Origin of the sequence: Marinobacterium rhizophilum (assembly GCF_024397915.1) — a bacterium.
Taxonomy (GTDB): domain Bacteria; phylum Pseudomonadota; class Gammaproteobacteria; order Pseudomonadales; family Balneatricaceae; genus Marinobacterium_A; species Marinobacterium_A rhizophilum_A.
In genome coordinates, this window is sequence record NZ_CP073347.1 from 4,653,881 (window position 1) to 4,679,901 (window position 26,021).

A 26,021-nucleotide genomic window follows, 5' to 3' on the forward strand; every position below is an offset into this window, starting at 1 on the left:
ATTGCGGAGTGCGTTATAGCAGGTGACATTTGCCGGATGACTGTTGGGTTCAGTGAGCCTGAGTCGGTGAATCGGCAGCCACTTCGCGCAGCCATTCGCTGAAGCGAATAACCTTGGCCAGCCCCTGGCGTTCGGCGTTGATGTCCAGCCAGTAGCCACAGGGCCCGCTGACCTCTATGTCGCTAAAGGCGACCAGGGTGCCGGACTCCAGTTCGCGGGTAATCATGTGTCTGTCGATAATGGCGAAGCCTGCGCCGTTAATGGCGGCGTTGATGACCTGATCAAGGGTGCTGAACTCCATGCCTCGGTTTACATTGACCTGATCGCTCATGCCGGCGGCCTGTAGCCAGTTTTCCCATACCGGCAGCCGCTCACCCTGATCGAGGATATGCAGCAGGCTGGCGTTAGCCTTGTCCAGCTGTTGTGCCTTGTCCGTCATATGGGGCGCGCAGACCGCCAGGTGCTGCTCCAGCATAAGCAGCTCGCTGTAGTGGCTGGGTTTGGCGGTGTGGCCAAAGCGGATACTGCAGTCGAACAGGCTGTGTTCGCTGGCGCTGTTGTGAATCGACAGTTCCAGCTCCGGGAAGCTGCGGTGAAAGCCGGCCAGGCGAGGCGCCAGCCAGCGGGTGGCAAAGGTTGGCGGAACAAGCAGGTTCAGTTTCTGGCGCTGATTCGGATCCCGCAGTTCCTGCACCGCCACCTCCATCAGGTTGAAGGCCTGCTCCAGCTTGGCCAGCAGCTGCTGGCCGGCGTCGGTCAGTTCCAGCTTGTGATGCAGGCGTACAAAGAGGGGCACACCCAGGTAGTCCTCCAGCTGCTTGATCTGGCGACTGACCGCGCTCTGGGTTACATGCAGCTGCTTCGCTGCGTGGGTAAAACTCAGGTACTTCCCCGTGGTTTCAAAAACACGCAATGCTGTCAGGGGAGGAAGTGAGCGCATAAGGATTCCGGGGGATAAAAAGTGCTGGCTGGTGGCGGCCAGTATAATTCATTGCTCTGGTCGCCAGTAGTGTGATTCCCGTTGTGCCAGCTGGCTGAAAACTTCTGTAAACGGGCGACAGAAAAAAGCCCGCGCTCCTTCCGGAGCGCGGGCTTTTTTACAGCCTGCCGATGATGACCGGTCCGTCAGTAATCAGCCTTAACCAATCACCAATCACCAATCACCAATCACCAGTCACGAATCACCAATTCCCAATCAGAGCGCTTCGATCTTGGCGTACTGCTCGGTCAGCTTGTCGAAGGCGGACTGGGACTCGGCGATCTTTTCTCGTTCCTTGGCCACGACCTCGTCCGGCGCATTGGCGACGAACTTGGCGTTGGACAGCTTGCCTTCAACACGTCTGATCTCGCCCTGCAGGCGGTCGAGTTCCTTCTGCAGCCGGGCCAGTTCCGCGTCCTTGTCGATCAGGCCGGCCATGGGCACCAGCACTTCCATGTCGCCAACCAGTGCGGTGGCGGCCATGGGGATTTCGTCACCGGGGTTGAGCCAGGTGACGGAGCTGAGCTTGGCCAGTTTCTTCAGGAAGGAGGCGTTGTCGGCCAGGCGGCGCTGGTCTTCGTCGCTGCCGTTGGTGAAGAGCACGTCCAGATCTTTGGACGGCGGAATCTTCATTTCGCCGCGAATGTTGCGGATGCCGGTGATCACGCCCTGCAGCCATTCGATGTCGGCTTCGGCCTGGGTGTCGATCTTGCCTTCTTCCGCCGCCGGGTAGGGCTGCAGCATGATGGTGTCGCCCTCGGTGCCGGCCAGGGTCTTGATGGACTGCCAGATTTCCTCGGTGATGTAGGGCATCAGCGGGTGGGCCAGTCGCAGCACGGCTTCGAGCACGCGTACCAGGGTGCGGCGGGTGCCACGCAGGGCTTCGGCCGAGGCGTTTTCATCCCAGAGCACGGGCTTGGATAGCTCCAGGTACCAGTCGCAGTACTGGTTCCAGACAAAGTCGTACAGGGTCTGGGCGGCCAGGTCGAAGCGGTAGTCGTCCAGCTGCTTGATGACCGTGGCTTCGCTGCGCTGCAGCGAGCTGATGATCCAGCGATCGGCCAGGGACAGCTCGACCGGATTGCCGGTCTGGCCGCAATCCTGATCTTCGGTATTCATCAGCACGTAGCGGGCGGCGTTCCAGATCTTGTTGCAGAAGTTGCGGTAACCTTCGAGGCGTTTCATGTCCCAGTTGATGTCACGCCCGGTGGAGGCCAGCGCCGCCAGGGTGAAACGCAGGGCGTCGGTGCCGTGGGCGGATATGCCCTCGGGGAACTGCTTTTCGGTACGCTTGCCGATTTTCTCGGCTTGCTGGGGCTGCATCATGTTGCCGCAGCGTTTTTCCAGCAGTTCGGGCAGGCCGATACCGTCGATCATGTCCAGCGGGTCAAGCACGTTGCCCTTGGACTTGGACATCTTGTCGCCGCTCTCGTCGCGGATCAGACCGGTAACGTAAACGGTCTTGAACGGTACCTGGGGCTTGCCGTCCTCGTCCTTCATGAAGTGCATGCTCATCATGATCATGCGCGCAACCCAGAAGAATATGATGTCAAAGCCCGTCACCAGGGTGTCGGTGGGGTGGAAGGTCTTGAGGCGCTCGGTGGCTTCGGGCCAGCCCAGGGTGCCGAAGGTCCAGAGTGCGGAGCTGAACCAGGTGTCCAGCACGTCGTCGTCCTGGCGCAGTTCCAGTTCCAGGTCCAGGTTGTATTTTTCCCGCGCGGCGGCCGCCGAGTTGGCGACATAAACATTGCCGGCATTGTCGTACCAGGCCGGGATGCGGTGACCCCACCACAGCTGGCGGGAGATGCACCAGTCCTGGATATCGCGCATCCAGGAGAAGTACATGTTTTCGTACTGCTTGGGCACAAACTTGATATCACCGTTCTCCACCGCCTCGATAGCGGGCTTGGCCAGGGTCTTGGCATCGCAGAACCATTGGTCGGTCAGCATGGGTTCGATGACCACGCCACCCCGGTCGCCATAGGGCACGGTCATGGCGTTTTCTTCGATTTTTTCCAGCAGGTCCAGGGCTTCGAAGTCCTCAATGACTGCACGGCGCGCGGCAAAGCGCTCCATGCCCTGGTACTTGGCCGGCAGGGCGGTATCGATGTCATTGTTGACGCTGCCGTCGCTGTTGAACACCTGTGCCTGGTCGCGGATATCGGCATTCAGGGTCAGGATGTTGATCAGCGGCAGCTGCTGGCGCTTGCCAACTTCGTTGTCGTTGAAGTCGTGGGCCGGCGTGATCTTGACGCAACCGGTGCCCTTTTCCATGTTGGCGTAGTCGTCGGCCACGATGGGAATGCGACGGCCCACCAGCGGCAGCTCAACGAACTTGCCGATCAGCGCCTGGTAGCGCTCGTCTTCAGGGTTTACCGCCACGCCGCTGTCGCCGAGCATGGTTTCGGGACGGGTGGTGCCCACGACGATGTAATCCTTGCCGTCCTGCGTGGTGACGCCATCGGCCAGCGGGTAGCGCAGGTACCACATCTTGCCCTTGACCTCGCGGTTCTCGACTTCAAGGTCCGAGATGGCGGTGTGCAGTTTCGGATCCCAGTTGACCAGGCGCTTGCCGCGGTAGATCAGCTTGTCGTCGTACAGGCGCACAAAGACTTCCTGCACGGCGTGGTAGAAGCCCGAATCCATGGTGAAGCGCTCCGTCGGCCAGTCGACGGAGTTGCCCAGGCGGCGCATCTGTTCGGTGATGGTGCCACCGGACTCTTCCTTCCACTCCCAGACTTTTTCGATAAAGGGCTCGCGACCGAGGTCGTAGCGGCTTTCGCCGGTTTCGGCCGCCAGCTTGCGCTCCACCACCATCTGGGTGGCGATACCGGCGTGGTCGGTGCCCACCTGCCACAGGGTATTGCGACCCTGCATGCGGCGGTAACGGGTCAGCGCATCCATGATGGTGTGCTGGAAGGCGTGCCCCATGTGCAGGCTGCCGGTGACGTTGGGCGGCGGAATCATGATGCTGTAGGCATCGCCTTCGCCCGAGGGCGCGAAGTAATTGCGCTCTTCCCAGGTCTTGTACCAGGATTTTTCGATGTCGTGGGGCTGGTAAGTCTTGTCCATTACGGTTGGCGTCTCTGGAATTCTTGGGAGTCGCTGTATCCGGTTGGCAACCGGACCAGGCTCGCTGGCATCTGAAAGAATCGGCCGATTATACCCGCTGACCTCTGATCAAGGTAGGGCGCAACCCAGATCCCCTGCGTTGCAGTGATCCGGGTGTCCAACGGGTCTATTCCTGCTGCAGCGCATCGACCGGATTCAGGCTTGCCGCGCGCCAGGCTGGCGAGACGCCGGCCAGCAAGCCCACAACGGCGGCCAGCAGCAAGGCCAGCAACAGGAAAAAGGGACTCAGGCTGATTGGCAGCGCCGGCGCGGCCAGGGCCAGCACACCCAGCAGCAGGGCCATCAGCAGCAGCCCACAGAGGCCGCCGGCGATGGCCAGCAGCAGGGCTTCACCGAGGAACAGCAGCAGGATCTGGCGCCTCGTAGCCCCGAGCGCCCGCAAAAGGCCGATCTCGGCGCTGCGTTCCTGCACCGTGGTGACCATGATGGTGACGATGCCGATGGCGCCCACCAGCAGGGAAATGCCCCCCAGGGCGCCGATGGCGACGGTCAGCAGGCCCAGGATGCGGTCGAGGCTGGTGAGCATTTCATCCTGGGTGGTGAGGGTGAAGTCCTCCACGCCGTGGCGCTGCATCAGGCGCTGGCGGATACGTTCGGCCATCTGCGCGGCGCTGGTGCCGGCACGGTAGGTAACATCGATTTCCATCAGGCCGGGGCGGTTGAACAGCGACAGCGCCCGGTCGATCGGGATATAGACGACATCGTCCAGGTCAAAGCCCAGCATCTGGCCCTTGCTGGCCATGACGCCGACAACCCGGTAGCGTTCGCCCCCCACACGGATAAAGCGCCCGAGCGCCCGGGCCTCGCCAAAGAGTTCCTGCTTGACCCGGGCGCCTAGCACCGCAAAGGGTTGCGAGTTGCCACTGATAACGGGCAGGAAGCGCCCCTGGGCGAGGGCGAATCGCCAGGCGGCGGCCATGTCGCCATTGCCGCCCAGGATATCGGTATGACGTACCCGCCGGCCGTATTCGATAGCCCCGCTGCCCTGAACCACCGGTACCACCCGCTCGACGAAGGGTAGTGGGCGCAGGCTCTGGGCGTCTTCGAGCGACAGCGGGCGGGTGCTCGACAGCAGGCCGCCGATACCGCCGGTCTGGGTCTTGCCGGGATTCACGGCGATGATACGGCTGCCAAACTGTGAAAAATTATCCAGTACATAGAGTTGCAGCCCCACGCCGATGGTGGTCAGCAGGCTGACCGCGGCGATGCCCACCGCGATGCCCAGGATGGTCAGGAAGCTGCGCAGGCGCGCCGTCAGCAGCGCCCGGCTGACCAGCCTGAAGCTGTCCTGCAGCCTCACCGGTGTGCCTGCCGCGGCAGTAGCAGGGGCATCGGTCGCCTCAGGTCGCGATCCGGTGCGCCCGTGCGGACGGCGAGGCGAAGCTGCCGGACCTCAGCGCAGCGCATCAGCGTGCCTGCCCGTGCAGCGCCAGCACCGGCGGCATGGCGGCGGCGCGGGAGGCCGGCAGCCAGGCGAACAGCACGGCGGTGGTGATGGCGATGCCAAAGGCCGCGCCGAGCGCCCAGGGCGATACCACGAAGGGCAGCAGCGGGAAAAACCAGTGGCCCAGCGCCAGCAGGCCGTAGCCTGCCAAGGCGCCGAGCAGGGAGCCCAGCAGCGCCAGTTGCAGCGCCTCGCTGATAAACAGGATCCGCACGGTGCGGGCGCTGGCGCCCATGGCCTTGAGCAGGCCGATTTCCCGGGTGCGCTGGCTGACGCTGATCAGGGTGATGTTCATGATCAGAATGCCGGCCACCAGCAGACTGATGGCGGCAATGGCCGCCACGCCCAGGGTCAGCAGTCGCAGAATATCGTCAAAGGCGCCGAGCAGGGCATCTTGGGTGACCAGGGTGACATCCTCTTCGCCACCGTGGCGCTGGCGCATCAGCGCCAGGACTTCCTGGCGGGCGCGGTCGAGGGAGCTGCCGGGCTGGTGCTGCAAAAAGACCCGGAACATGCCGCGGGTATTGAAGATCTGCTGCGCGCTGGCCACCGGGATCAGGATGGCATTGCGCATGTCCATCCCGAAGGATTCGCCGCGGTCATCCAGGATGCCGATCACGCGAAAACGCCGGTCGCCGATGCGCAGCCATTGTCCGAGCGCGGCCTGCTGTGCGAACAGTTCCCGCTTGGCACCGGCGCCGAGTATGCAGACGGGGGCGGCGAGATCCAGCGGAATGTCGGGCAGCACCTGCCCCTGGCGAACGCCGAGGTCGCGCAAGTCAAAGAACAGCGTGCTGGTGCCGAGCGTCAGCAGTTCGCGGCTGCGCCCGCCGGCATGGGTCTGGGCATTACCCACGATCAGTGGCGCCACCCGCTGTATCGCCGGCAGGCGGTTCAGCGCCTGCACGTCCTCCAGGGTGATGTCCCTTGTGCCTTCACCGGTGAGCGGCGGGATGCCGCCGGTCGTTTCTTTGCGCCCCGGCAACATGATCAGCACATCCCTGCCCAGCAGGGAAAACTCGTTGAGCACAAACTGGCGCGCGCCTTCGCCGAGCCCTGTCAGCAGCAGCACCGCGGCGACTCCCACAGCCATGGCCAACAGGCTCATCAGGGTGCGAAATCGCTGGCGCAGCAACAGGCGCAAATTAAACTGCAGCAGGTCAGCGCTGCGCATGGTTCGCTCCTGCACCGGACCGACAGGCGGCGGGCCCACCGGCATTGATAGCCAACAGGCTCATCAGTGTTCTGAAGCGCTGGCGCAGCAACAGGCGCAAATTGATCTGCAGCAGGTCAGCGCTGCGCATAATCGCCTTCCTGTGCAGGGCTGTCGCTGACGACCCGGCCATCCTCCATGCGCAGCCGCCGGCCGGCACGCTGGCCCATGGCGGGATCATGGGTCACGATCAGCAGGGTAATGCCCTGGCCGTTGAGCTCTTCCAGCAGCTTGATGACCTCGGCGCCGGAGTGGCTATCCAGGTTGCCGGTGGGCTCGTCGGCCAGCAGCAGGGCGGGCCTGCGGATCACTGCCCGGGCGATGGCAACGCGCTGGCGCTGGCCACCGGACAGCTGGCGTGGCAGGTGGCCTGCGCGGGGCTCCAGGTCCAGGCGCGCGATAACCTCGTCCACCAGCGGGCGGCGCATCCCGGGGGCCATGCCGGCCAGCACCAGTGGCAGCTCGATGTTTTCCCGGGCACTGAGACGGTCGATCAGGTGGTATGCCTGGAACACGAAACCGATGCGGCTGTTGCGCTCAGCGGCACGGCCTTCCTCGTCGAGCAGGGTCATTTCCCGATCACACAGCTGGTAACGACCGGAGTCGGGTGTATCCAGCAGCCCGATCATGTTGAGCAGCGTCGACTTGCCGGAGCCCGAGGGCCCCATCACCGACAGGTATTCGCCGCTGCCGATCGCCAGATCGACGGCATCCAGCGCCGTCACCGGCTGATCTCCCAGGGTGTAGGCCTTGCAGAGTTTTTCGAGCCGGATCATTCGGCTGTCACCCGGGCACCGTCCCGTGCGCCTTCGCGGTCGAGGGACTGCAGTATGCGCTGGCCGGGCTCCAGCCCCTGGCGTATTTCGGTCCAGCTCCAATTGCTCAGGCCCAGGCTGACGCCCTGGTGCTGCAGTGTCTGGCTGTCGGCGTTGTAGCGCAGTACCCTATCACCGTCGAGCAGGGTTTCGGTGGGAATGCGCGTGGCCGCATCGCGTCGATCCAGAATGATCTCCACATCGGCGCTGTAGCCCACCAGCAGGGTGGCGTCATCGGGGACGGGCCTAAACAGCACATCGACATCCACGGTGCGGGCCTGTTTTTCGACCTCGGTGACGTAGGCGGCGATACGGCTCACCTGGCCCGGGAAGACCCGGTCGCGAAAGGCATCCAGGGTAATGCGGGCGTTCTGGCCGACGGCCAGGCGGGCGGCCTCGATTTCGTCGATGGGCGCCCGTACATAGAGGCAGCTGTCGTCGATCAGGTCGACGGCCGGCGGGGTGGGAATACCGGGCGGGGAGGGGGTGATGAACTCGCCGGGCTCACCGTTGATCTGCGCCACGGTGCCGGCGAAGGGGGCGTGCAGGCGTGCCTGTGTCAGTAAAACCCGCTCCAGGCGCAGTGCTGCCCGGGCCTGGTCGGTGACGGCGCTGGCCTGGTCGCAGCTGAGCTGGCGCAGGCCGGACTCGGTCTTGCGCTGGTCCAGCAGTTCGGCCGAGGCCAGGTTGCGTGCGGCCAGCGACCGGGTACGCTGGTACTCGCGCAGCGCCAGTGCCGCGCTGTCACAGCTGCGCTGCTGTTCGATCTGCCGGGCCCGCAGGGTCGCCTGTGCCAGCTCGATGCGGACGTCGATATCCCGGTGCCAGAGCTCCAGCAGCACCTGGCCGGCTTTCACCTTATCGCCTTCTTTCACCAGCAGCCGGTCGACCCGCCCGCCCTGGAGCATGGACAGGCGCGAGCGACGGCAGGCGCGAATGGTGCCTGCCCGGCTGTTGGCCGCGATCAGCTCAACCGGGCCGCGTGCAACCTCGACCAGTGCGACCGGCACAGGGTCCTCGTGCCGCAGCCAGTAGAAACTGGCGGCGATCAGGACAGCCAGGAGCGGTAACAGCAGCAGGCTTTTTCTCATCGGCATGGCGGCTTCCCTGTTCAGTGCCTCTCAGTATAGGGAGGCTTTCAATCAAAGCAGGGATTGGGAAGCTGTGTATTGATCTGGCGCAGGGAGTGAGCCAGGGAGCGGGGCGAGGGAATGATGGGAGTCCTCTTGCTGGGCTCCCAGGGCCGTTTAACCGCGCATGTCGCGGCGGTGCAGCTCCAGGCCGTTATCCTTGCACAGGCGATAGTTGCTGCGGCTGGCGGCGAGGATGGCATCGTCCTGTACCACGATTTCAACGATACGCTTGAACTGCAGCGCCTCGGGTGGCAGCTCCAGCCCAAGGTTAACGTAGACATCGCGGTGCGCCGGCAGCTCCGGGCCCCAGCCAATGGTGATTGGAGCTTCGGGCGTTGCACCCTGCAGCGCGTGGGGCACGAAACTGTCCGGTCGCCAGGACCAGAGCTGTTCGTCGAGCCGGCTGGCGCGGATTTCATCCGGCACCTGCACGAACACCTGCAGCCCGAGGCCGAAAATCTTCTCGCTCAGGCGGCAGAAAAACTGCTGGCGGGCGTCCTCGTCGGACGCCGCCAGGATATAGAAGTCAGCGCGGCTTTTAGTGCTCATGCTCGCTGTCTTCGATCTGGTCCAGCAGGTACTGGCTCAGCAGGGGTACACAGCGACCGGATGCGCCCTTGTCCTTGCCCTTGCTGTTCCAGGCAACACCGGCGATATCCAGGTGCGCCCAGCGCAGGTTCTGGGTGAAGCGCGACAGGAAGCAGGCCGCGGTGATGGTGCCGGCTGGCGGCCCACCGATGTTGGCGATATCGGCGAAGTTGGAGTCCAGCTGTTCCTGGTACTCGTCCCACAGCGGCAGGCGCCAGGCACGGTCGGCGGCGAATTCGCCGGCTTCCAGCAGGTCATTGGCCAGTTCGTCGTCGTTGGCCAGCAGGCCCGATGCCTGGTGACCGAGCGCCACGATGCAGGCGCCGGTGAGGGTGGCGATATCCACGACCGTTTTGGGCTTGAAGCGCTCGGAGTAGGTCAGGGCATCGCACAGCACCAGGCGGCCTTCGGCATCGGTGTTGAGGACTTCGACGGTCAGGCCCGACATGGTGGTGATGACGTCGCCCGGCTTGGTGGCGCGCCCGCTGGGCATGTTCTCGGCGGCGGCAATGATGCCCACCACGTTGATCGGCAGCGCCATTTCGGCCACCGCGCTCATCGTGCCGAGCACGCTGGCGGCACCGCACATGTCGAACTTCATTTCATCCATGCCGGCGCCGGGCTTGAGGCTGATGCCGCCGGTATCGAAGGTGATGCCCTTGCCCACCAGGGCATAGGGCTGGGCGTCGGGGTCGGTGGCGCCCTTGTATTCCATCACGATCAGCTTGGAGGGCTGGTCACTGCCGTGGCCCACCGACAGCAGCGAGTGCATGCCGAGTTTTTCCATTTCCAGCTCGTCCAGCACCTGGGTGCTGATGCTGTCGTATTCGTCGCCCAGGCGAATCGCCTGCTGTGCCAGGTAGGTGGGGGTGCAGATGTTGCCCGGCAGGTTGCCGACGTCCCGCGCGACCGATACGCCGTTGGCGATGGCCACACCATCGACCAGGGCGTGTTCGCCGGTTTCGACATCGTCGTCGGCCAGCAGGATATGCAGGTGGTCGAGTACCAGGGGTTCGGCTTTCTTGCTGCGGGTTTCGTCGTACTGATACAGCTCGGCGGTGCCCCACTCCACCAGCTGGCGGGTCTGGCGGTACAGGTCGTTCTGCTGGGTGGCGGCCACGTCCAGCGCAAAGGTCACGCTGCTGGCGCGAATGCTCTTGATGCAGGCGAAGGCGGCCTTGACCAGCTTGCGATAGCTGCGCTCGGAGCGCTCTTCGGTTTTGCCCAGGCCCAGCAGCAGCACGCGTTTGGCGGCAACCCCCGGCACCCGGTGCAGCAGCAGGGTTTCAGCCAGCTTGCCCTGGATGTCACCACCGCCGAGGATGTCGCTCAGGTAGCCATTGCTGGCGCTGTCCAGGCTCTGGGCAGCGGGTGTCAGGACGGTGTCGGCTTCGACGCCGACGATCAGCAGTTCCGTTTCCAGCGCCGCGATGGCGCCGCTTACAATCTCGAAATCCATGATGGCTCCAAACAAGACTTTAAAGTCGTATTTATGGATAATGCCGCAGCACTCCAAAGTGCATTGCACTATAAACTATTTAAAACTATTTGAATTCATTGAACTTGGGAACCGCTGACCTATTTGCAGGCGGAGTCCGCCACGCCATGCTGCTGCGCCCGAGTGCGCCCGCCCTGGCAGGCCGGGCTCCAGCCCTAGCGGCAACGGTTTCTGCCATGACAGGGTAGAGCGTCTTGATCGTTTTCCGATACCTGACCCGCGAAGTACTGATCAGCACGGCTGCGGTAAGCACAATCCTGCTGATGATCATTGTAAGCGGCCGCTTTATCAAGTATCTCGGCGATGCGGCGGCGGGCAAGCTGGCGCCCGAACTGCTGAGCCAGATGCTGCTGTACCGGTTGCCGGGCTTCCTGGAGCTGATTCTGCCGCTGGGGCTGTTTCTGGGCGTGCTGCTGGCGTTTGGGCGCCTGTACCTGGAAAGTGAAATGGTCGTGCTGCGGGCCTGCGGCATGAGCCAGAAGCGCCTTGTGCTCTACGCCATGGGGCCGGCGACCCTGGTGGCGCTGCTGGTGGGATTGCTGAGCATGCAGCTGTCACCGCTGGGGGCCCAGCGCACGGCGGACCTGTACCTGCAGCAGGACAATATCAACGCCTTCGATACCCTGGTGCCAGGACGCTTTCAGCCGCTGCCCGGTGGCAACCGCGTGACCTACACCGAGTCGGTGGATGCCGCGGCGGGCGGCCTGGAGCGGCTGTTTATTTCCGACAGCACCGATGGCGGTGCGCCTGTCGTGGTGCTGGCCGATCGTGGCTATCGCTACGACACCCGGGACAATGGGCGCTTCCTGGTGCTGCAGGACGGGGTGCGCTATGAAGGCGTACCGGGAGATGCCAGTTACCGCCGCATTGAATATGGCGAGTACGGTGTCCGCTTGCCGGATAGCGGTGGCCTGGGGCGGGCGTCCGATCTTGAAGCCACGCCCACGCTGGCGCTGCTTCAGGATGGCGGCAACGCGGCCATGGCGCAGTTCCACTGGCGCCTGTCCTTGCCGGTGCTGGCCCTGGTGGTGACGCTGCTGGCGGTGCCCATGAGCCGCACCAATCCGCGCCAGGGCCGCTTTGCCAAGCTGATTCCCTCCATCGTTCTGTACCTGCTGTACCTGACGTTGCTGGGGGCGGCACGCGGCGCGGTGGAGGACGGCGATGCGCCAGGGCTAAGTCTGTGGCTGGTGCACGCCGGCTTTCTGGCGCTGGCACTCAATCTGATCTTTGCCGAACACTTCTGGGAGCGGGTTGGCCAGCGCCTGCCGGTGCTGCCGAGCCTGAAGCGGAGCCGCACATGAGAAAGCTCGACTGGTATATCGCCCAGCACGTACTGGGCGCAATCATGGTGGTGATGCTGGTCGTGGTGGGGCTCGACCTGCTGTTCGCACTGGTGGACGAACTGGATTCCCTCAATGATCGCTACGACATGCTTGAGGCGCTGCTGTACCTGGGCATGACGGCACCGCGGCGCATCTACGAATTTCTGCCGCTGAGTTGCCTGGTGGGTTGCCTGGTCGGGCTGGGAATGCTGGCATCCCACAGCGAACTGACGGTCATGCGCGCGTCCGGTGTATCCACCGGCCGTATCGTCGGTGCGGTGATGAAACCCGTGCTGATACTGGTACTGGCGGCGCTGGTGCTGGGGGAATATGTGGTTCCCAAGACCGAGCAGATTGCCCAGAGCCGCCGGGCCATGGTGCAGTCCGGTGGCGAGGCGCTGCAGTCGCGCTTCGGTGTCTGGCACCGCGAAGGCGACAGCTTTATTCATATCAATGCCGTGCAGCCGGATGGCGTTATTTTCGGCGTGACGCGCTATCAGCTGGATGATGCAAGGGATCTGGCCACCGCCAGCTATGCCCGCCGGGGCGAGTTCGTCGACAACGCCTGGCAGCTGCAAGACATTCGCGAAACCCGCTTTCTGGGGGATCGCACAGAGGTGCTGCAGCGTGCGAACGAGGTCTGGGAATCGGGGCTGACGCCAACGCTACTGTCGGTCATCGTGGTGGAGCCGGTGGATCTGTCGATCAGCGGCCTGAAGGCGTTTTCGACCTATCTTGGCGAGCAGGGACTGAGCAGCGTGGATTATCAGCTGGCGTTCTGGGTCAAGCTGCTGCAGCCGCTGGCGATACTGGCGCTGGTACTGATCGGCATTTCCTTTATCTTCGGGCCCTTGCGCAGCGTAACGGTGGGCCAGCGCCTGATAGTGGGTATCCTGGTGGGGCTGACCTTCAAGTTTGCCCAGGACCTGATGGGGCCGGCCAGCAGCGTGTACGGCTTTGCACCCTGGCTGGCTGTACTGGCGCCCATTGTGCTGTGCGCGGCCCTGGGGGGCTGGATGCTGCAGCGGGCCAAGTAGCGGACCACGGGGGCAAGGTAAAAGGAGCAAGGTGAAAGGAGCAAGGGGCAAGGGGCAAGGGGCAAGGTAAAAGGGGCAAGGTAAAAGGAGCAAGGGGCAAGGTGAAAGGGACAAGGTTAACAATGCCCTTTCACCTTCCAGCTAGTTTTTCTTCAGTTTCTCGAGCTGTACCACGCGGGTGTCCGAGACACGATCATTCCAGCTGAGCCGTTCGTCGCTCAGCAGTATCCACCAGTAGCCGGCACCGAGCAGCAGCAGCGACGGAATGGCAAACAGGAAGCGAATCAGCGCCTGGGTCCAGCTGATACGACCGCCGGCGGCGGTCTCGACGCGCAGGTTCCACGCCATCATGCCCAGGGTCTGGCCGCTGCGGGTCCAGAAGTAGGCGAAGAACAGGTAGCCGGACACGAAGAGCACCGAGTTGAACAGGGGGCCTTCCACCGCTTCGCCATGATTCATGGCCACGCCGATGCCGCCCAGCACCATCCAGAGCGCGATGATCAGCAGGCAATCGTATAGCATGGCCAGCAGTCGGCGCACCAGCCCGGCGGGCCTGATGGCCGTGCGCCCGTTGGAAAAGGGGATATGCATAGGGTCTCCGTGGCGTTTCTGCCCGGCACCGCATCGCTTGGCGATACAGTCTGGTGCCGGGCGGGAGCCGGGGTCAGTTTACTTGAAGGGGCGCACGTACTGGTCGAGGTATTCTTCAGCCAGGTTCTTGGCCGCCTGGGTCTGGGATTCGTCGAGCTTCATCAGCAGGCGCTTTTCGATGGCGGCGGCGGTGGCGTTGCCCAGTTGCGCCGAGTTGTGCATCCAGGCGTAGGCCATGACGTTGGTGTTGATGCTCTGGTCCTGGCCGTGGTTGTTGGAGTACAGGGTGCCGAGGAAGAACATGGCATCCATGTGCCCCTGCTTGGCGGCCTTGCGATACCAGAGCTCGGCCTGGACAAAATCCTGGGCGACGCCGGTGCCGAAGTTGTAGCAGCGGCCAATGTTATGTTCTGCCGCCACCAGGTTCTGTTCGGCCGCGCGCAGGTACCAGTCGTAGGCCTGGTTGGGGTCACGCTCCAGGCCGTAGCCGAACTCGTACATCTCGCCCAGGCGGTTCTGGGCATGGGCATCGCCGGCTTCGGCGCTCAGGCGTATGCTTTTCAGCTCTTTCTGGTACTCGGTGTTCTTGATCCGGCGCAGGCCGTTTACGCTTTCCAGGTGGCCCTGGTTGGCGCCACGCTTGAACAGGGAGGCGGCTCTCTCCAGATCCTTGTCCACGCCCCAGCCGTTTTCATACATCTGCCCGAGCATGCTCAGGGCATCGGGATTGCCTTCCTTGCCCAGCGGTTCCAGGGCATCGAGCGCGGCGCTGTAGTCCTTGTTTTCAAAGGCCTTGCTGGCCTCGCCCAGGTCCGCTGCCAGCAGCGGTGTATTGTACAGACCCAGTAGCAGGCCGGCGGCGGCAAGGAGTGTTCTTTTGCTCATTGGAAATGGTGCTCCCTAGGATCGCTGGGGTACGTCGGAATTCGGAATGGCGGCCATTATAGCGGCGCACCGGCGCGGATAAAACGTGTGCAGGCCGGGCGGGGCAAAAGCAGACACTAAAGTTGCTTTTTGGAAACCTGTTTTGTGGGCGGGTCAGGACGGGGGCCCTGCTGTGCCCCCGATCAGGCGACGGGCTAGTCGAGGCGCCTGGGATCCAGCAGTTCGATCATGTAGCCGTCGGGGTCCTTGACGAAGGCCAGAATGCTGGTGCCGCCTTTCATGGGGCCGGCTTCGCGCACTACCTGACCACCCCTGGTCTTGATGTTGTCGCAGGCCTCGTAGACGTCATCGACTTCGATGGCGATATGGCCGTAGGCGGTGCCCAGCTCGTAGCTGGAGGTGTCCCAGTTGTGGGTCAGCTCGAGCACGGTGGTATCGGATTCATCGCCGTAGCCGAGGAAGGCGAGGGTGAATTTGCCTTCGGGATAGTCCTTGCGACGCAGCAATCGCATGCCCATCAGCTCGGTATAGAAGGAGATTGATTTCTGCAGGTCGGTAACCCGCAACATGGTGTGTAAAATTCGCATAACCACTCCTGACTGCTTGACTGGGCTTGCCCAAATCCGGTTTGAGTGCTGTATTATAAAGGCTTGTGAAGGATCATCGTAAGACTTCCTGCGCGAGTGTTACTCCGGCTTTCAGCATCATTGTTCCCGCCTCAACTAGGGTGACCGTCATGTTTCAAGATTTTACCAAGCAATTCGGCACGTCAATGGAACCGTTCAAGGATCTTGTCAACGTCCAGACCAAAATGCTCGAAGAGCTGACCCGTCAGCAGATGGAATGCACCAAGTCCTGTATCGAGGCGACCATTCAGCAGACCCGCGAAATGCAGAAATGCCAGAACGCCACGGACCTGATGGAGCTGCAGCAAGCCTACGCCAAGGAACTTGAAGAGACGCTGCGCAGCGTGGGCGAGCAGAACCTCAAGGCGTTGCAGGATGCACGTTCCGCCATCGACAAGATCACCCAGAGCAGTTTCGAGTCCTTCAACCCCAAGTGATCCGCACGCTGTCCTGACCCCGTCGCAGCCTGTCGGCTGCGGCCTCGCTGCTGTTGTTTTTCCCGCCTGTTTTTATCGATACGGATTTTCATGGTTGCACCCATCGGGCTGTTCTACGGCTCCACCACCGGTAATACGGCGCATGTCGCTGAACGCATCTCCCAGCTGGCAGGGCCGGGCCTGGTCGATCTGCATGACATTGCCGACAGCGCCCTGGCGGGGCTCGATGATTACCCGTGCCTGATCTTTGGAATCTCTACCTGGGACTTTGGCGAACAGCAGCTGGACTGGCAGGATCTGTGGCCGGCGCTGGATTCACTGGACCTGCACGGGCGTCGCTGCGCGCTCTTCGGGCTGGGAGACCAGCTGGGGTATGGCGACTGGTACCTGGATGCCATGGGATTGCTGCACCAGCGCCTGCAGGCCGCCGGTGCCTGTATCGTCGGCGCCTGGCCCAATAGCGCAGACTATGACTTTAATGCCTCGCTGGCGCTGAATGACAGGGGGGACTGTTTTGTCGGCCTGGCGCTGGATGAGGACAGCCAGCGCAGTGACACCGATCAGAGGCTTGCCTGCTGGCTGCCTCAGGTACTGGCGGCGTTCGGGCTGTCGGGCTGAGGGCGCCTGGTGCACAGGGCGTACCAGAGCAGTCCCGTCGCCGGGACCAGGCAGGCAACGCCGAAGGCGACCCGGTAGGCCATGGCCGGATACTGGCCGGTAGCGCTGGCGGGCCACAGCTGCACAATGCCGCCCAGGCCCCACTGCATCACAAAGGCGCCGACGAAGATCCCCAGGTTCAGGCTGGTGCTGACCCGGCCGCTCTGGCTGGGCGGGAACTGCTGGGCCAGGCCGGCGAACATCAGCGTGCCCGAAGTGCCGAAAAAACCCAGCAGCCCCCACAGCAGCAGGCTGGGGGTGCCGCTGTCGAATTGCAACAGTACCAGCAGGCAGACAAAAGCAGCAATGCCGCCCAGGCTCAGCTGGCGCGGGGCCAGGCCCAGGTGCTGCACGCGGTCGGCGATCAGCCCCATCAGCAGGAAACCGGCCACCATCCCGGCGGCGCAGACGAACAGCACATCGGCGGCAGCGGCGTCGGACAGCCCCATCACATCCCGTAGCCAGGCGCCGACCCAGAGTGACTGCAGGGCGATAAAACTGGCCTGGGACAGTACGCTGGCCGGCGCAACGCGGTAAAAGCGTGGGTCGAGCATGACCTGTATCACCGAGAGTTTCGCCACGGCCTCGCTGACGGCCGCGGGGACGCCCGGCCTTTTGGGGACCAGCAACCAAAGCAGCAGCGAAGCCAGCAGGCACAGCAGTGCCATGCCGAGAAAGAGGCCGCGCCAGTCGGTGATGCCCAGCAGCCATTCCACCGGAGAGGTCGCCGCCAGGGCGCCGAGCCCGCCACAGGCCAGCTGCAGACCGTTCACCAGCGGCAGACGGGCCGCCGGCAGCCAGATGACATAGGCCTTGAACGCCGCCATCAGGCAGGCCGACACACCGATGCCGATCAGCCCCCGCCCCACCAGCAGTCCCAGGGCCGAATCGGCCAGGGCGAACACCAGGCTGCCGGTGGCAGCAAACAGCAGCAGGACGGCGGCAAGCTTGCGCACCTCGATGCGATCGAGCAGCACGCCCAGGGGAATCTGGCAGGCGGCGAAAGTGAGAAAGTAGCTGCTGGATATCAGCCCCAGGGTGGCGGCATCCAGCTGCAGATCCGCGGTGAGCGCCGGCGCCACCACCGCGCTGATCACGCGGAACAGGTAGGACAGGAAATAGCCCAGGGCGAAAGGCAGGAACAGTCGCAGCAGTGTGTTCATCAGATTCCGCTTAGCCAGAGGTGACAGAGTACGCTCAGGGCATAGCCCAGGGCGATGGCCCAGGCCCAGCGCAGGTGACTCATGAAGGTGTAAACACCGTGGGCCTGGCCCATCAGGGCGATGCCGGCCGCCGAACCGATGGAGAGCAGCGAGCCGCCCACGCCGGCGGTGAGGGTCACCAGCAGCCACTGGTCCATGTTCATTTCCGGCGCCATGCGCAGTACCGCCAGCATGACGGGAATATTGTCGATAACCGCCGACAGTACGCCGACGGCGATATTGGCCAGGGTGGGGCCCAGGGTGCCATAGACATGCTCCGAGGCCAGGCTCAGGTAGCCCAGCTGCGCCAGCCCGCCCACCGCCAGCACCACTCCGTAAAAAAACATCAGGGTATCCCAGGATGCGCGTTCCACCACATGGAAGATATCGAACCGCCGTACCACGTCGGTGTGGTCGCCCTGGGTGGGCTCCATGTCGGTGATGTTTTCCGCCTGGTATTGGCTCAGGTGGCCGGTGTCGCGCAGGGCAGGTTCCCGCCGGGCCAGCCGGTAACCGTAGAGTTTCAGTACGCCAAGGCCGGTCATCATGCCCAGCGCCGGGCTCATGTTGAGGCGGCTGTTGATCAGGACCGAGCAGACAATGGTGCCCAGGAAAATGCCGATGATGGGCAGGGCGCCCTGACGCATCTGTACGTTAGCGTGCAGGTTCGATGCCGGCGGCGACTGCTCGACGGCCCGGTACATCAGCAGGGCCGGCACCAGCCAGTTGACCAGCGAGGGCAGGAACAGGTGGCCAAACTCGGAGAAGGGCACGAGGCCTTCCTGCCACACCATCAGGGTGGTGATATCGCCGAAGGGGCTGAAGGCGCCGCCGGCATTGGCGGCAATCACGATATTGATGCTGCCCACGGTAACAAACTGGCGGTTGCCGTTGCCCACCGCCAGCACCACGGCCCCCATCAGCAGGGCGGTGGACAGGTTGTCGGCCACCGGCGAGAGCACGAAGGCCAGGGCGCCGGTAATCCAGTACACCTGGCGCAGGCTGAACTGGCGCACAATCAGCCAGGTGCGCAGAGCCCCGAAGACCTGGCGTTCCTCCAGGGTGGTGACAAAGGTCATGGCTGCCAGCAGGAAGAGGAACATTTCGGCGTATTCGAGGATGTTGTGCTGCAGCGCGGGCCCGGCGGTTTCGGTATCGCCGTGCACGGCATAGGCGATACCGGTGAGCAGCCAGATCAGGCCGGCGGCGACGATCATGGGTTTGGATTTGCGCAACAGGAAAAACTCTTCGCCGATGACGAAGATGTAGGCCAGCACGAAAATCAGGATGGCCACTACACCGTAGAGGCTGGTGGTCAGGTCCGGGACCGTGCCCTGGGCGCTGGTGGCGGCCAGCGCCGGTGCGGTGCCCAGCAGGCCGCACAGGCACAATACAATGGAAAGCCCGGCGATCGGGTAGCGGGCCGGTGTCGCGGTCCGAGGGGAAAAGAGAGTGGCGCAGGAGGCTGAAAGTCTGGGTTTCTGTCCGTTGCTCGATCCCATCTGGCGCTCCCCTCCGTTGGCCTCTGTTGCCCAGAGTATACTTCCAAATTAAGCAGTTAGCTGCGCATACCTGCCCCCACGAGCCGGGCGGAACGCGATTTTCCGGTCGCACAGGCTGGGCTTTCTGGGTGCCCTGGTACACAGGCAGGGGCGCTTTTGGCGGGCTGGCGGCCCGGGCTTTTGGGCCTTTGGGTCAATGAGGCAGCCGCCGGCGGTAAAGATCATTTAAAGCCACCGTCGGATCGGTTAAAATACCGCCCTTTTCTAATCTGCGAGTATCGAACGCAAGCGATGGAAATCAACCCGATCATCAACGCCCTGAAGGATATCGGCGAGCGCGCCGGCTCCCTGCGTGTTTATCTCGACTACGACGTCAAGAAAGAACGTCTGGAAGAGGTGTCGCGCGAACTTGAATCTGCCTCTGTGTGGGATGATCCTGCCAACGCCCAGAAGCTGGGGCGCGAGCGTGCCCAGCTCGAAGACGTGGTAGAGACCCTGGATGCGCTGGAGAGTGGTTCCACCGATGCCCGCGAACTGCTGGACATGGCCGTCGAGGAAGACGACGAAGACACTGTGGCCGAGGTCGAGAAGGAAGTCGCTGCGCTGGTGGCGCGCCTGGAAACCCTCGAGTTCCGCCGCATGTTCTCCGGCGAAGCCGACATGAACAATGCCTTTCTGGATATCCAGTCCGGCTCCGGCGGCACCGAGGCGCAGGACTGGGCCAACATCATGCTGCGCATGTTCCTGCGCTGGGGTGAAGACAAGGGCTTCAAGACCGAGCTGGTGGAAGTCTCCGAAGGTGAAGTGGCCGGTATCAAGAGTGCCACCATCCGCTTCGAAGGCGAGTACGCTTTTGGCTGGCTGCGCACCGAAACCGGCGTTCACCGGCTGGTGCGCAAGTCCCCGTTCGACTCCGGTGGCCGTCGCCACACCTCCTTTGCCTCCGTGTTCGTGTCGCCGGAAATCGACGACAACGTCGAGATCGACATCAACCCGGCGGACCTGCGCGTCGACGTCTACCGCGCCTCCGGTGCCGGCGGTCAGCACGTCAACCGGACCGAGTCGGCGGTGCGTATTACCCACGTCCCGACCAACACCGTGGTGCAGTGCCAGAGCCAGCGTTCGCAGCACCAGAACAAGGACTTCTGTATGAAGCAGCTGCGCTCCAAGCTGTACGAGCTCGAAATGCTCAAGCGCTCGGAAGCCGCCCAGGCGCTGGAAGATTCCAAGGCCGATATCGGCTGGGGCAGCCAGATTCGCTCCTACGTGCTGGACGACAGCCGCATCAAGGATCTGCGCACCGGTGTGCAGACCTCCAACTGCGACCGCGTGCTGGATGGCGACCTGGACATGTTTATTGAAGCCAGCCTCAAGGCCGGTTTGTAAGCCCGGCCTCCGGGCCCGCTCCGGCGGGCCGGATTGACCCGCATTCAACGTTTTACAGATTAAGGTTCCCTCCGATGTCCGAGACTACCCCAGCCGCCGCGCAAGACGAAAACCGCCTGATTGCCGAGCGCCGCGACAAACTCAATGCCCTGCGCGAACAGGGCAATGCCTTCCCCAACGCCTTTCGCCGCGACAGCTATGCACAGGATCTGCAGCAGGAATACGGCGACAAGACCAAGGAAGAGCTCGAAGCACTGGGACATCGGGTATCGGTTGCCGGCCGCGTAATGCTGAACCGCGGCGCCTTTATCGTGCTGCAGGACATGAGCGGCCGCATCCAGCTGTACGTCAACAAGCCGGCGCGTCCGTTTGCCAAGTCGCTGGACCTGGGCGATATCGTCGCCATCAGCGGCGTGCTGCACAAGTCCGGCAAGGGTGACCTGTTCGTCGACATGGAAGACTGCCAGCTGCTGACCAAGAGCCTGCGTCCGCTGCCCGACAAGCACAAGGGCCTGCAGGACACCGAGATGCGCTACCGTCAGCGCTACGTGGACCTCATCACCAACGAGCAGTCCCGCCGTGTATTCGAAGTGCGCTCGGGCATCGTGTCCGGCATTCGCCGCTTCCTCACCGAGCGTCGCTTCCTGGAAGTCGAAACCCCGATGCTGCAAGCGATCCCCGGTGGCGCCTCGGCCCGTCCGTTCGTGACGCACCATAACGCGCTGGATATCGGCATGTACCTGCGTATCGCGCCGGAGCTGTACCTCAAGCGCCTGGTGGTGGGTGGCTTTGAGCGGGTGTTCGAGATCAACCGCAACTTCCGTAACGAAGGGCTGTCGACACGACACAACCCCGAGTTCACCATGATCGAGTTCTACCAGGCCTACGCCGACTACAAGGACCTGATGGATCTGACCGAAGACATGCTGCGCAGCGTGGCGCAGGAAGTGCTCGGCACCACCACCCTGATCAACACCGTGCGCAACGAAGAGGGCGAGGTGCTGGAAAGCTTCGAATACGACCTGGCCAAGCCGTTTACGCGCCTGTCGGTGTTCGATTCCATCCTGCACTACAACCCGGATATCACCGCGGCAGCGCTGGCCGATGACCATGCCGCCCGCCAGATCGCGCAGCGCCTGGATATCAACGTCAAGGACAGCTGGGGTCTTGGCAAGGTGCAGATCGAGATCTTCGAGAAGACCGTCGAGCACCGCCTGGACCAGCCGACCTTCATTACCGAATACCCGACCGAAGTCAGCCCGCTGGCGCGTCGCAACGATGACAACCCCTTCGTGACCGACCGCTTCGAATTCTTCGTCGGTGGTCGCGAGCTGGCCAACGGCTTCTCCGAGTTGAACGACGCCGAAGACCAGGCCGAGCGTTTCCGTGCCCAGGTGGCCGAAAAAGACGCCGGCGACGACGAAGCCATGCACTACGATGCCGACTACATCAACGCGCTGGAATACGGCCTGCCGCCGACGGCGGGCGAAGGCATCGGTATCGACCGCTTGGTCATGCTGTTCACCGATTCGCCGTCCATCCGCGACGTTATCCTGTTCCCGGCCATGCGCCCGGTGAAGACCCAGGCATAACGTAGCCATCGTGGCTGCATCACACCTGCTGTTCCCGTCACCCTCGCGCAGGGTGCCGGGCAAGCGCTATCTCAATATCGCGCTGCGCAGCCTGCACCTGGTAGGCATTGCGGGCCTGGCCGGCCACTTTCTCTACCAGTTGCCCATGGCGCAGTGGTTCGGCTTTCTGCTGCTGGGCTTTGGTGCCGGGCTTGCCATGGTGCTGATCGAACTCTACTGCGACGGCGTCTGGCTGCTGCAGCTGCGTGGCCAGGCGATCCTGCTCAAGGTGCTGTTGCTCGGGCTGGTCATCCCCTGGCCCGGCTTGCTGGCGCCGGTGTTCGTACTGGCGATTCTGATCTCGGGCTTTTTCGCCCATGCGCCTGGGCACCTGCGCTACTACTCGCTCTACCACGGTCGGGTGGTGAAAGCCTTGCGTGATGCCAATGGCGCCATCAAGGACAGTGGACAACTCTGATGCCCCTGCAATGGCTCGCCCCTGACGAAAACAACCCGCAGCTCTCGCTGCAGCCGGACTGGCAGGCGCTGCTGGGCCCCGAACTCGAACAGCCCTACATGCTCGAACTGCAGCGCTTTTTGCAGGCCGAGCAACAGGCGGGCAAGCAGATTTATCCCGCCCCGGAGCACTGGCTGCACGCGCTTGAAGCCACGGCGCTGCAGGATGTAAAGGTGGTGATACTGGGGCAGGACCCCTACCATCAGCCGGGCCAGGCCCATGGCCTGAGCTTTTCGGTGCCCGTCGGCGTCAGGGTGCCGCCCTCGCTGCGTAACATCTACAAAGAGCTGCAGGCGGATCTGGGGATTGATCCCGCGTCCCACGGTTGCCTGCAGGGCTGGGCCCGCCAGGGCGTGCTGCTGCTCAACGCCGTGCTGACGGTGGAGCAGAGCCAGGCCGCCTCCCACCAGGGGCGAGGCTGGGAGCGCTTCACTGACCGGGTGATTCATGCGGTCAATGCCCACTGTCATAACGTGGTGTTTGTCCTCTGGGGCAGCTACGCGCAGAAGAAGGGCGCCTTTGTCGACAGGTCGCGGCATCTGGTGCTGCAGGCACCGCATCCATCACCGCTGTCGGCACATCGGGGGTTCTTTGGCTGTGGGCATTTCAGCCAGGCCAATGCCTATCTGCAGGCCCACGGGCGCAGCCCGATCGACTGGCAGCTGCCCGCAGCGCCTCAGGGCTGAGAGCGGCGCTTGATCCCGTGACGGGCAGAGGTTGTGGGTGCATTTCCCTGCGTCAAGACAACAGCAGTTTCCTCGAACATTGTCAGGTACTATGTTCGCCTGCCTGATCGCATTATTGTTAACCTTATCGTGCAGTGACAGCCGATGGCATATTCGTGTTTATACCTTTGATAAAGAACCATGACTAAAACCAGCATTCGCAAAACTGACAGCAAACCCGGCGCCGACGAAGTATATGACCGTATCTGGTCGGCCATTATGGAGCGCAAACTGCAGCCGGGTACGCGCCTCAAGGAAGAGGACCTGTGTGAGGTCTTCCAGACCAGCCGTGGTGGTATTCGCAAGGTGCTGCAGCGCCTGGCGCACCATAACCTGGTGAACCTGGTGCCCAACAGCGGAGCTTACGTCGCCAAGGTTACGGTGAAGGAGGCACGGGAGGTTTTCCAGGCAAGGCGCTTGATCGAAACCGAACTGGTGCGCGAACTGGCGCTGAATTTCTCCGCCGACAAGCAGCGCGCCCTGGTCGAGCATGTTGAGCTGGAGGAACAGGCCCATCGCGACGGCGACCTGAACCGTCGCATCCGCCTGTCCGGCGAGTTTCACCTCAAGATAGGCGAACTGGCCGACAAGCCGGTGCTGACCCAGTTCCTGCGCGAAATTATCTCCAGGACCTCCCTGATCATCGCCCAGTACCAGCGCGCCAGCGCCCGCCATTCAGAACAGACCGCCACCCACCCGTGCTGCGAGCACAGCGGCCTGATCGAGGCGTTCGAGCAGCAGGACGCCCCCCAGGCCGTCGAGCTGATGATCGAACACCTCAACCACCTGGAAGAGCAGCTCGATCTGACCTCCGGCACCCACAGCGCCATCGACCTGCAAAGCATTTTCCGCTGATTAGCTGCCGTTACTGTACGAATTCGAATGCGCGCACGAAAAGTAAGTCCGCCGGCAGCGGACTTACTATTTTCGGCACGGCGTGGCGCAACCTTTACTGCAAGCTGTTGGGTAACCAGAGCGCGATTGCAGGGAACAGCGTCAAGAGCCCAACGGCTACCAGAAGAATTAACCAGTACGGCAAGGATGCCTTCGCCGCTTGCGCGACGTTAACTTCATTCTTGGTAATTGAACTGAGTACAAACAGGTTGAGCCCAACCGGGGGAGTGATCATCCCGACCTCCATCAGCAGAGTCACAACGACCCCAAACCAGACGGGGTCGAAGCCAAGGCTTGTGACCATCGGGAAGGTAATCGGCAGTGTCATGAGCAGCAGCGAGATGCCATCGAAGAAACAGCCCAGCAGCAGGTATACCAGTACAACCATCACCAGTACGCCGTAGCGATTGAAACCCAGGTCGCTAATCATTTCGACCGCAGCGCGTGGCAGGCCGAGCAGGCTGACAGCCTGAGCCAGAATCACGGTGCCGACCAGAATGAGTGCGATAGCACTGAACATAAAGGACGCACGGGTAAAGGCTTGCCATAACTTGGCGGCTGTCAGATCCCCCCAGCTGAACCCGATCACGATCGCCGCGGCAACACCCAGAGCTGCAGCCTCTGTTGGCGTTGCGATCCCCATATAGATGGTACCCAGCACGAAAAAAATGAGGATGGGCAGTGGCCACACCTGCATCAACCCGACTCCCACTTCTTTCCAGCTAAAGGGCTCCGTTGCGGGAGGGGCTACCGGGCTACCTATGCGTGAGCGGATGTAGATCCATGCTGAAAAGCCAAAGGCGATGAGTGCACCAGGAATCAGGCCCGCCATAAATAGCTTGCCAATGGATACGTTCTGAGTGGCACCATAGATAAGCAGAGCAAGGCTGGGTGGAATCAGTAATCCCAAAGTGCCCCCGGCTGCCAGAGAACCAACGACCATGCTGGGAGAGTAACCTCGCTGTCGCAGTTCGGGGTAGCTCACTGAACCGATGGCGGCAGCGGTTGAGGTGCTCGAGCCACTAACCGCCCCAAAGAGGGTACAAACGGCAATGTTGGTATGTAGCAATTGTCCGGGAATACGACGAAAAAGAGGAGTCAAACCATTGTAAACTCGGGTGGAAACACCGCTTGCCAGCAAAATATCACCCAGAATGATAAACAACGGAACCGCGCTCAGGGTGAATTCTGTCAGCAGGTTCCAGGCGGAATTGATTGCCAGGGCGGAAGCACCGTTGGCTTGAAAGTGTAGCAGGATGAAGCCGGTCAGCCCCAGAGCGGCCCCCAGCAGTGCGCCAGTGCTTAGGAGGACTGCGAGGCTGGAACCCAGAATAAGCCAGCTCATAGTGTGGTTTTCCCTGAAGTGTCACAGTCGGTTCGGAAAAGCTGCTTTTTTAGCTCGACAGCAATGCACAGAACCATCGACGCTGGCATAAGAGCCATCCAGGGCCAAAGCAAAATTCCACTGACATCGGTGCGAGAACTAATAAGTCTGGAAAAATCCATGAACCCCCATGCCTGGTAACTGAATGTTATCGCAAACGCAATGAAAATTGCGGCTGAAAACAGGCTACATATTTTTCTCATACCCGGTGACATGCGTTCGGTCAGTAGGTCCAGGCTGATATGCCCGGATTTGTTGAGTACATGCGGGAAGGTGGAAAAAGCCATTGTCAGGAAAAGTAACCCTGCTAGTTCGTCGGAAAACGAAATAGGCTGGCCTGCCAGGTAGCGTAGCAGGGTGCTGACAAGAATTATCAAGGTCATGAATATCCCGGATAAAACACCACCGTAGAAAAAAAATTTCGCTGTAAAGTTAATGCAACTAGCTATCTTTTCCACTCTAGGTTTTCCTTGTGTGGAC

Annotated in this window: 25 protein-coding genes; 9 read left to right on the forward strand and 16 right to left on the reverse strand. The window is 62.4% G+C overall.

All coding sequences use genetic code 11. The features are described from left to right. Nucleotides 1-49: 49 nt before the first annotated feature. The 9 genes from KDW95_RS21060 to KDW95_RS21100 form a co-directional block, all read right to left on the reverse strand. On the reverse strand, nucleotides 50-940 hold the full coding sequence (locus tag KDW95_RS21060) for a LysR substrate-binding domain-containing protein (RefSeq protein ID WP_255853728.1): 891 nt from the start codon (nucleotides 938-940) through the stop codon (nucleotides 50-52). A 255-nt stretch (nucleotides 941-1,195) separates the two neighbouring features. Beyond that, nucleotides 1,196-4,051 (reverse strand): valine--tRNA ligase, encoded by a 2,856-nt coding sequence (locus KDW95_RS21065; RefSeq protein WP_255853729.1) that lies wholly within the window; start codon nucleotides 4,049-4,051, stop codon nucleotides 1,196-1,198. A 166-nt stretch (nucleotides 4,052-4,217) separates the two neighbouring features. Then, nucleotides 4,218-5,411: an ABC transporter permease gene (locus KDW95_RS21070; RefSeq protein ID WP_255853730.1), complete on the reverse strand. Its 1,194-nt coding sequence runs from the start codon at nucleotides 5,409-5,411 to the stop codon at nucleotides 4,218-4,220. 106 nt (nucleotides 5,412-5,517) lie between these two features. Continuing rightward, nucleotides 5,518-6,729: an ABC transporter permease gene (locus KDW95_RS21075; protein WP_255853731.1), complete on the reverse strand. Its 1,212-nt coding sequence runs from the start codon at nucleotides 6,727-6,729 to the stop codon at nucleotides 5,518-5,520. Further along, a complete protein-coding gene (locus KDW95_RS21080) occupies nucleotides 6,716-6,859 on the reverse strand; it encodes a hypothetical protein (RefSeq protein ID WP_255853732.1) in 144 nt (47 codons plus the stop codon). The genes KDW95_RS21075 and KDW95_RS21080 overlap by 14 nt, the downstream gene beginning before the upstream one ends. Then, nucleotides 6,846-7,544 carry an ABC transporter ATP-binding protein gene (locus KDW95_RS21085; protein WP_255853733.1) on the reverse strand — a complete coding sequence of 233 codons (699 nt, stop codon included), beginning with the start codon at nucleotides 7,542-7,544 and terminating at the stop codon, nucleotides 6,846-6,848. The genes KDW95_RS21080 and KDW95_RS21085 overlap by 14 nt, the downstream gene beginning before the upstream one ends. Further along, nucleotides 7,541-8,680, reverse strand: coding sequence for an efflux RND transporter periplasmic adaptor subunit (locus tag KDW95_RS21090; RefSeq protein ID WP_255853734.1), 1,140 nt, complete (start codon nucleotides 8,678-8,680; stop codon nucleotides 7,541-7,543). The genes KDW95_RS21085 and KDW95_RS21090 overlap by 4 nt, the downstream gene beginning before the upstream one ends. A 150-nt stretch (nucleotides 8,681-8,830) precedes the next feature. After that, entirely contained in the window at nucleotides 8,831-9,265 is a 435-nt protein-coding gene (locus tag KDW95_RS21095) for a DNA polymerase III subunit chi (protein WP_255853735.1), read from the reverse strand. Then, the gene (locus KDW95_RS21100; protein WP_255853736.1) at nucleotides 9,255-10,763 is read right to left on the reverse strand and encodes a leucyl aminopeptidase; all 1,509 of its coding nucleotides are present in this window, start codon (nucleotides 10,761-10,763) and stop codon (nucleotides 9,255-9,257) included. The genes KDW95_RS21095 and KDW95_RS21100 overlap by 11 nt, the downstream gene beginning before the upstream one ends. A gap of 233 nt (nucleotides 10,764-10,996) precedes the next feature. On the opposite strand from KDW95_RS21100, the gene lptF reads away from it, so the two are divergent. Further along, nucleotides 10,997-12,106: an LPS export ABC transporter permease LptF gene (gene lptF, locus KDW95_RS21105; RefSeq protein WP_255853737.1), complete on the forward strand. Its 1,110-nt coding sequence runs from the start codon at nucleotides 10,997-10,999 to the stop codon at nucleotides 12,104-12,106. Then, nucleotides 12,103-13,164, forward strand: coding sequence for an LPS export ABC transporter permease LptG (lptG, locus tag KDW95_RS21110; RefSeq protein WP_255853738.1), 1,062 nt, complete (start codon nucleotides 12,103-12,105; stop codon nucleotides 13,162-13,164). The genes lptF and lptG overlap by 4 nt, the downstream gene beginning before the upstream one ends. A gap of 141 nt (nucleotides 13,165-13,305) precedes the next feature. On the opposite strand, the gene KDW95_RS21115 is transcribed toward lptG, so the two are convergent. The 3 genes from KDW95_RS21115 to gloA all read right to left on the reverse strand — a co-directional run bounded on the left by KDW95_RS21115 (nucleotide 13,306) and on the right by gloA (nucleotide 15,227). Continuing rightward, entirely contained in the window at nucleotides 13,306-13,755 is a 450-nt protein-coding gene (locus tag KDW95_RS21115) for an RDD family protein (protein WP_255853739.1), read from the reverse strand. Nucleotides 13,756-13,833: 78 nt separating this feature from the next. Continuing rightward, on the reverse strand, nucleotides 13,834-14,640 hold the full coding sequence (locus KDW95_RS21120) for a tetratricopeptide repeat protein (protein ID WP_255853740.1): 807 nt from the start codon (nucleotides 14,638-14,640) through the stop codon (nucleotides 13,834-13,836). A 194-nt stretch (nucleotides 14,641-14,834) separates the two neighbouring features. Further along, nucleotides 14,835-15,227, reverse strand: coding sequence for a lactoylglutathione lyase (gloA, locus tag KDW95_RS21125; RefSeq protein WP_255853741.1), 393 nt, complete (start codon nucleotides 15,225-15,227; stop codon nucleotides 14,835-14,837). Nucleotides 15,228-15,376: 149 nt separating this feature from the next. Here gloA and KDW95_RS21130 point away from each other — a divergent pair, with 149 nt between their 5' ends. Next, entirely contained in the window at nucleotides 15,377-15,703 is a 327-nt protein-coding gene (locus KDW95_RS21130; protein ID WP_255853742.1) for a phasin family protein, read from the forward strand. A gap of 90 nt (nucleotides 15,704-15,793) precedes the next feature. Further along, complete coding sequence (locus KDW95_RS21135) at nucleotides 15,794-16,321, forward strand: flavodoxin (protein ID WP_255853743.1); 528 nt, start codon at nucleotides 15,794-15,796, stop codon at nucleotides 16,319-16,321. On the opposite strand, the gene KDW95_RS21140 is transcribed toward KDW95_RS21135, so the two are convergent. Both KDW95_RS21140 and nhaD read right to left on the reverse strand, forming a co-directional pair. After that, the gene (locus KDW95_RS21140) at nucleotides 16,288-17,523 is read right to left on the reverse strand and encodes an MFS transporter (protein ID WP_255853744.1); all 1,236 of its coding nucleotides are present in this window, start codon (nucleotides 17,521-17,523) and stop codon (nucleotides 16,288-16,290) included. The genes KDW95_RS21135 and KDW95_RS21140 overlap by 34 nt on opposite strands. Continuing rightward, nucleotides 17,523-19,064, reverse strand: a complete 1,542-nt coding sequence (gene nhaD / locus KDW95_RS21145; protein WP_255853745.1) for a sodium:proton antiporter NhaD — start codon at nucleotides 19,062-19,064, stop codon at nucleotides 17,523-17,525. Before nhaD ends, KDW95_RS21140 begins: the two co-directional genes overlap by 1 nt. A gap of 291 nt (nucleotides 19,065-19,355) precedes the next feature. On the opposite strand from nhaD, the gene prfB reads away from it, so the two are divergent. The 5 genes from prfB to KDW95_RS21170 all read left to right on the forward strand — a co-directional run bounded on the left by prfB (nucleotide 19,356) and on the right by KDW95_RS21170 (nucleotide 24,118). Beyond that, nucleotides 19,356-20,450: a peptide chain release factor 2 gene (gene prfB / locus KDW95_RS21150; protein ID WP_255853746.1), complete on the forward strand. Its 1,095-nt coding sequence runs from the start codon at nucleotides 19,356-19,358 to the stop codon at nucleotides 20,448-20,450. A 74-nt stretch (nucleotides 20,451-20,524) separates the two neighbouring features. Next, nucleotides 20,525-22,042: a lysine--tRNA ligase gene (gene lysS / locus KDW95_RS21155; protein WP_255853747.1), complete on the forward strand. Its 1,518-nt coding sequence runs from the start codon at nucleotides 20,525-20,527 to the stop codon at nucleotides 22,040-22,042. 10 nt (nucleotides 22,043-22,052) lie between these two features. Further along, nucleotides 22,053-22,499 carry a hypothetical protein gene (locus KDW95_RS21160; RefSeq protein WP_255853748.1) on the forward strand — a complete coding sequence of 149 codons (447 nt, stop codon included), beginning with the start codon at nucleotides 22,053-22,055 and terminating at the stop codon, nucleotides 22,497-22,499. Then, nucleotides 22,499-23,224 (forward strand): uracil-DNA glycosylase, encoded by a 726-nt coding sequence (ung, locus tag KDW95_RS21165; protein ID WP_255853749.1) that lies wholly within the window; start codon nucleotides 22,499-22,501, stop codon nucleotides 23,222-23,224. The genes KDW95_RS21160 and ung overlap by 1 nt, the downstream gene beginning before the upstream one ends. Nucleotides 23,225-23,404: 180 nt before the next feature. Continuing rightward, the gene (locus KDW95_RS21170; RefSeq protein WP_255853750.1) at nucleotides 23,405-24,118 is read left to right on the forward strand and encodes a GntR family transcriptional regulator; all 714 of its coding nucleotides are present in this window, start codon (nucleotides 23,405-23,407) and stop codon (nucleotides 24,116-24,118) included. A 94-nt stretch (nucleotides 24,119-24,212) separates the two neighbouring features. Here KDW95_RS21170 and KDW95_RS21175 read toward each other — a convergent pair whose 3' ends face one another. Beyond that, a complete protein-coding gene (locus KDW95_RS21175; RefSeq protein ID WP_255853751.1) occupies nucleotides 24,213-25,502 on the reverse strand; it encodes a TRAP transporter large permease in 1,290 nt (429 codons plus the stop codon). Beyond that, complete coding sequence (locus KDW95_RS21180) at nucleotides 25,499-25,999, reverse strand: TRAP transporter small permease (protein WP_255853752.1); 501 nt, start codon at nucleotides 25,997-25,999, stop codon at nucleotides 25,499-25,501. The genes KDW95_RS21175 and KDW95_RS21180 overlap by 4 nt, the downstream gene beginning before the upstream one ends. Nucleotides 26,000-26,021 lie beyond the last annotated feature (22 nt).

Bases quoted from the DNA above. Each gene is read 5' to 3' on its own strand.
- KDW95_RS21060 (WP_255853728.1), bottom strand. From the start codon at position 940: ATGCGCTCACTTCCTCCCCTGACAGCATTGCGTGTTTTTGAAACCACG.
- KDW95_RS21065 (WP_255853729.1), bottom strand. From the start codon at position 4,051: ATGGACAAGACTTACCAGCCCCACGACATCGAAAAATCCTGGTACAAG.
- KDW95_RS21075 (WP_255853731.1), bottom strand. From the start codon at position 6,729: ATGCGCAGCGCTGACCTGCTGCAGTTTAATTTGCGCCTGTTGCTGCGC.
- KDW95_RS21080 (WP_255853732.1), bottom strand. From the start codon at position 6,859: ATGCGCAGCGCTGACCTGCTGCAGATCAATTTGCGCCTGTTGCTGCGC.
- KDW95_RS21085 (WP_255853733.1), bottom strand. From the start codon at position 7,544: ATGATCCGGCTCGAAAAACTCTGCAAGGCCTACACCCTGGGAGATCAG.
- KDW95_RS21090 (WP_255853734.1), bottom strand. From the start codon at position 8,680: ATGCCGATGAGAAAAAGCCTGCTGCTGTTACCGCTCCTGGCTGTCCTG.
- KDW95_RS21095 (WP_255853735.1), bottom strand. From the start codon at position 9,265: ATGAGCACTAAAAGCCGCGCTGACTTCTATATCCTGGCGGCGTCCGAC.
- KDW95_RS21100 (WP_255853736.1), bottom strand. From the start codon at position 10,763: ATGGATTTCGAGATTGTAAGCGGCGCCATCGCGGCGCTGGAAACGGAA.
- lptG (WP_255853738.1), top strand. From the start codon at position 12,103: ATGAGAAAGCTCGACTGGTATATCGCCCAGCACGTACTGGGCGCAATC.
- KDW95_RS21115 (WP_255853739.1), bottom strand. From the start codon at position 13,755: ATGCATATCCCCTTTTCCAACGGGCGCACGGCCATCAGGCCCGCCGGG.
- KDW95_RS21120 (WP_255853740.1), bottom strand. From the start codon at position 14,640: ATGAGCAAAAGAACACTCCTTGCCGCCGCCGGCCTGCTACTGGGTCTG.
- gloA (WP_255853741.1), bottom strand. From the start codon at position 15,227: ATGCGAATTTTACACACCATGTTGCGGGTTACCGACCTGCAGAAATCA.
- KDW95_RS21130 (WP_255853742.1), top strand. From the start codon at position 15,377: ATGTTTCAAGATTTTACCAAGCAATTCGGCACGTCAATGGAACCGTTC.
- KDW95_RS21135 (WP_255853743.1), top strand. From the start codon at position 15,794: ATGGTTGCACCCATCGGGCTGTTCTACGGCTCCACCACCGGTAATACG.
- KDW95_RS21140 (WP_255853744.1), bottom strand. From the start codon at position 17,523: ATGAACACACTGCTGCGACTGTTCCTGCCTTTCGCCCTGGGCTATTTC.
- nhaD (WP_255853745.1), bottom strand. From the start codon at position 19,064: ATGGGATCGAGCAACGGACAGAAACCCAGACTTTCAGCCTCCTGCGCC.
- prfB (WP_255853746.1), top strand. From the start codon at position 19,356: ATGGAAATCAACCCGATCATCAACGCCCTGAAGGATATCGGCGAGCGC.
- lysS (WP_255853747.1), top strand. From the start codon at position 20,525: ATGTCCGAGACTACCCCAGCCGCCGCGCAAGACGAAAACCGCCTGATT.
- ung (WP_255853749.1), top strand. From the start codon at position 22,499: ATGCCCCTGCAATGGCTCGCCCCTGACGAAAACAACCCGCAGCTCTCG.
- KDW95_RS21170 (WP_255853750.1), top strand. From the start codon at position 23,405: ATGACTAAAACCAGCATTCGCAAAACTGACAGCAAACCCGGCGCCGAC.
- KDW95_RS21175 (WP_255853751.1), bottom strand. From the start codon at position 25,502: ATGAGCTGGCTTATTCTGGGTTCCAGCCTCGCAGTCCTCCTAAGCACT.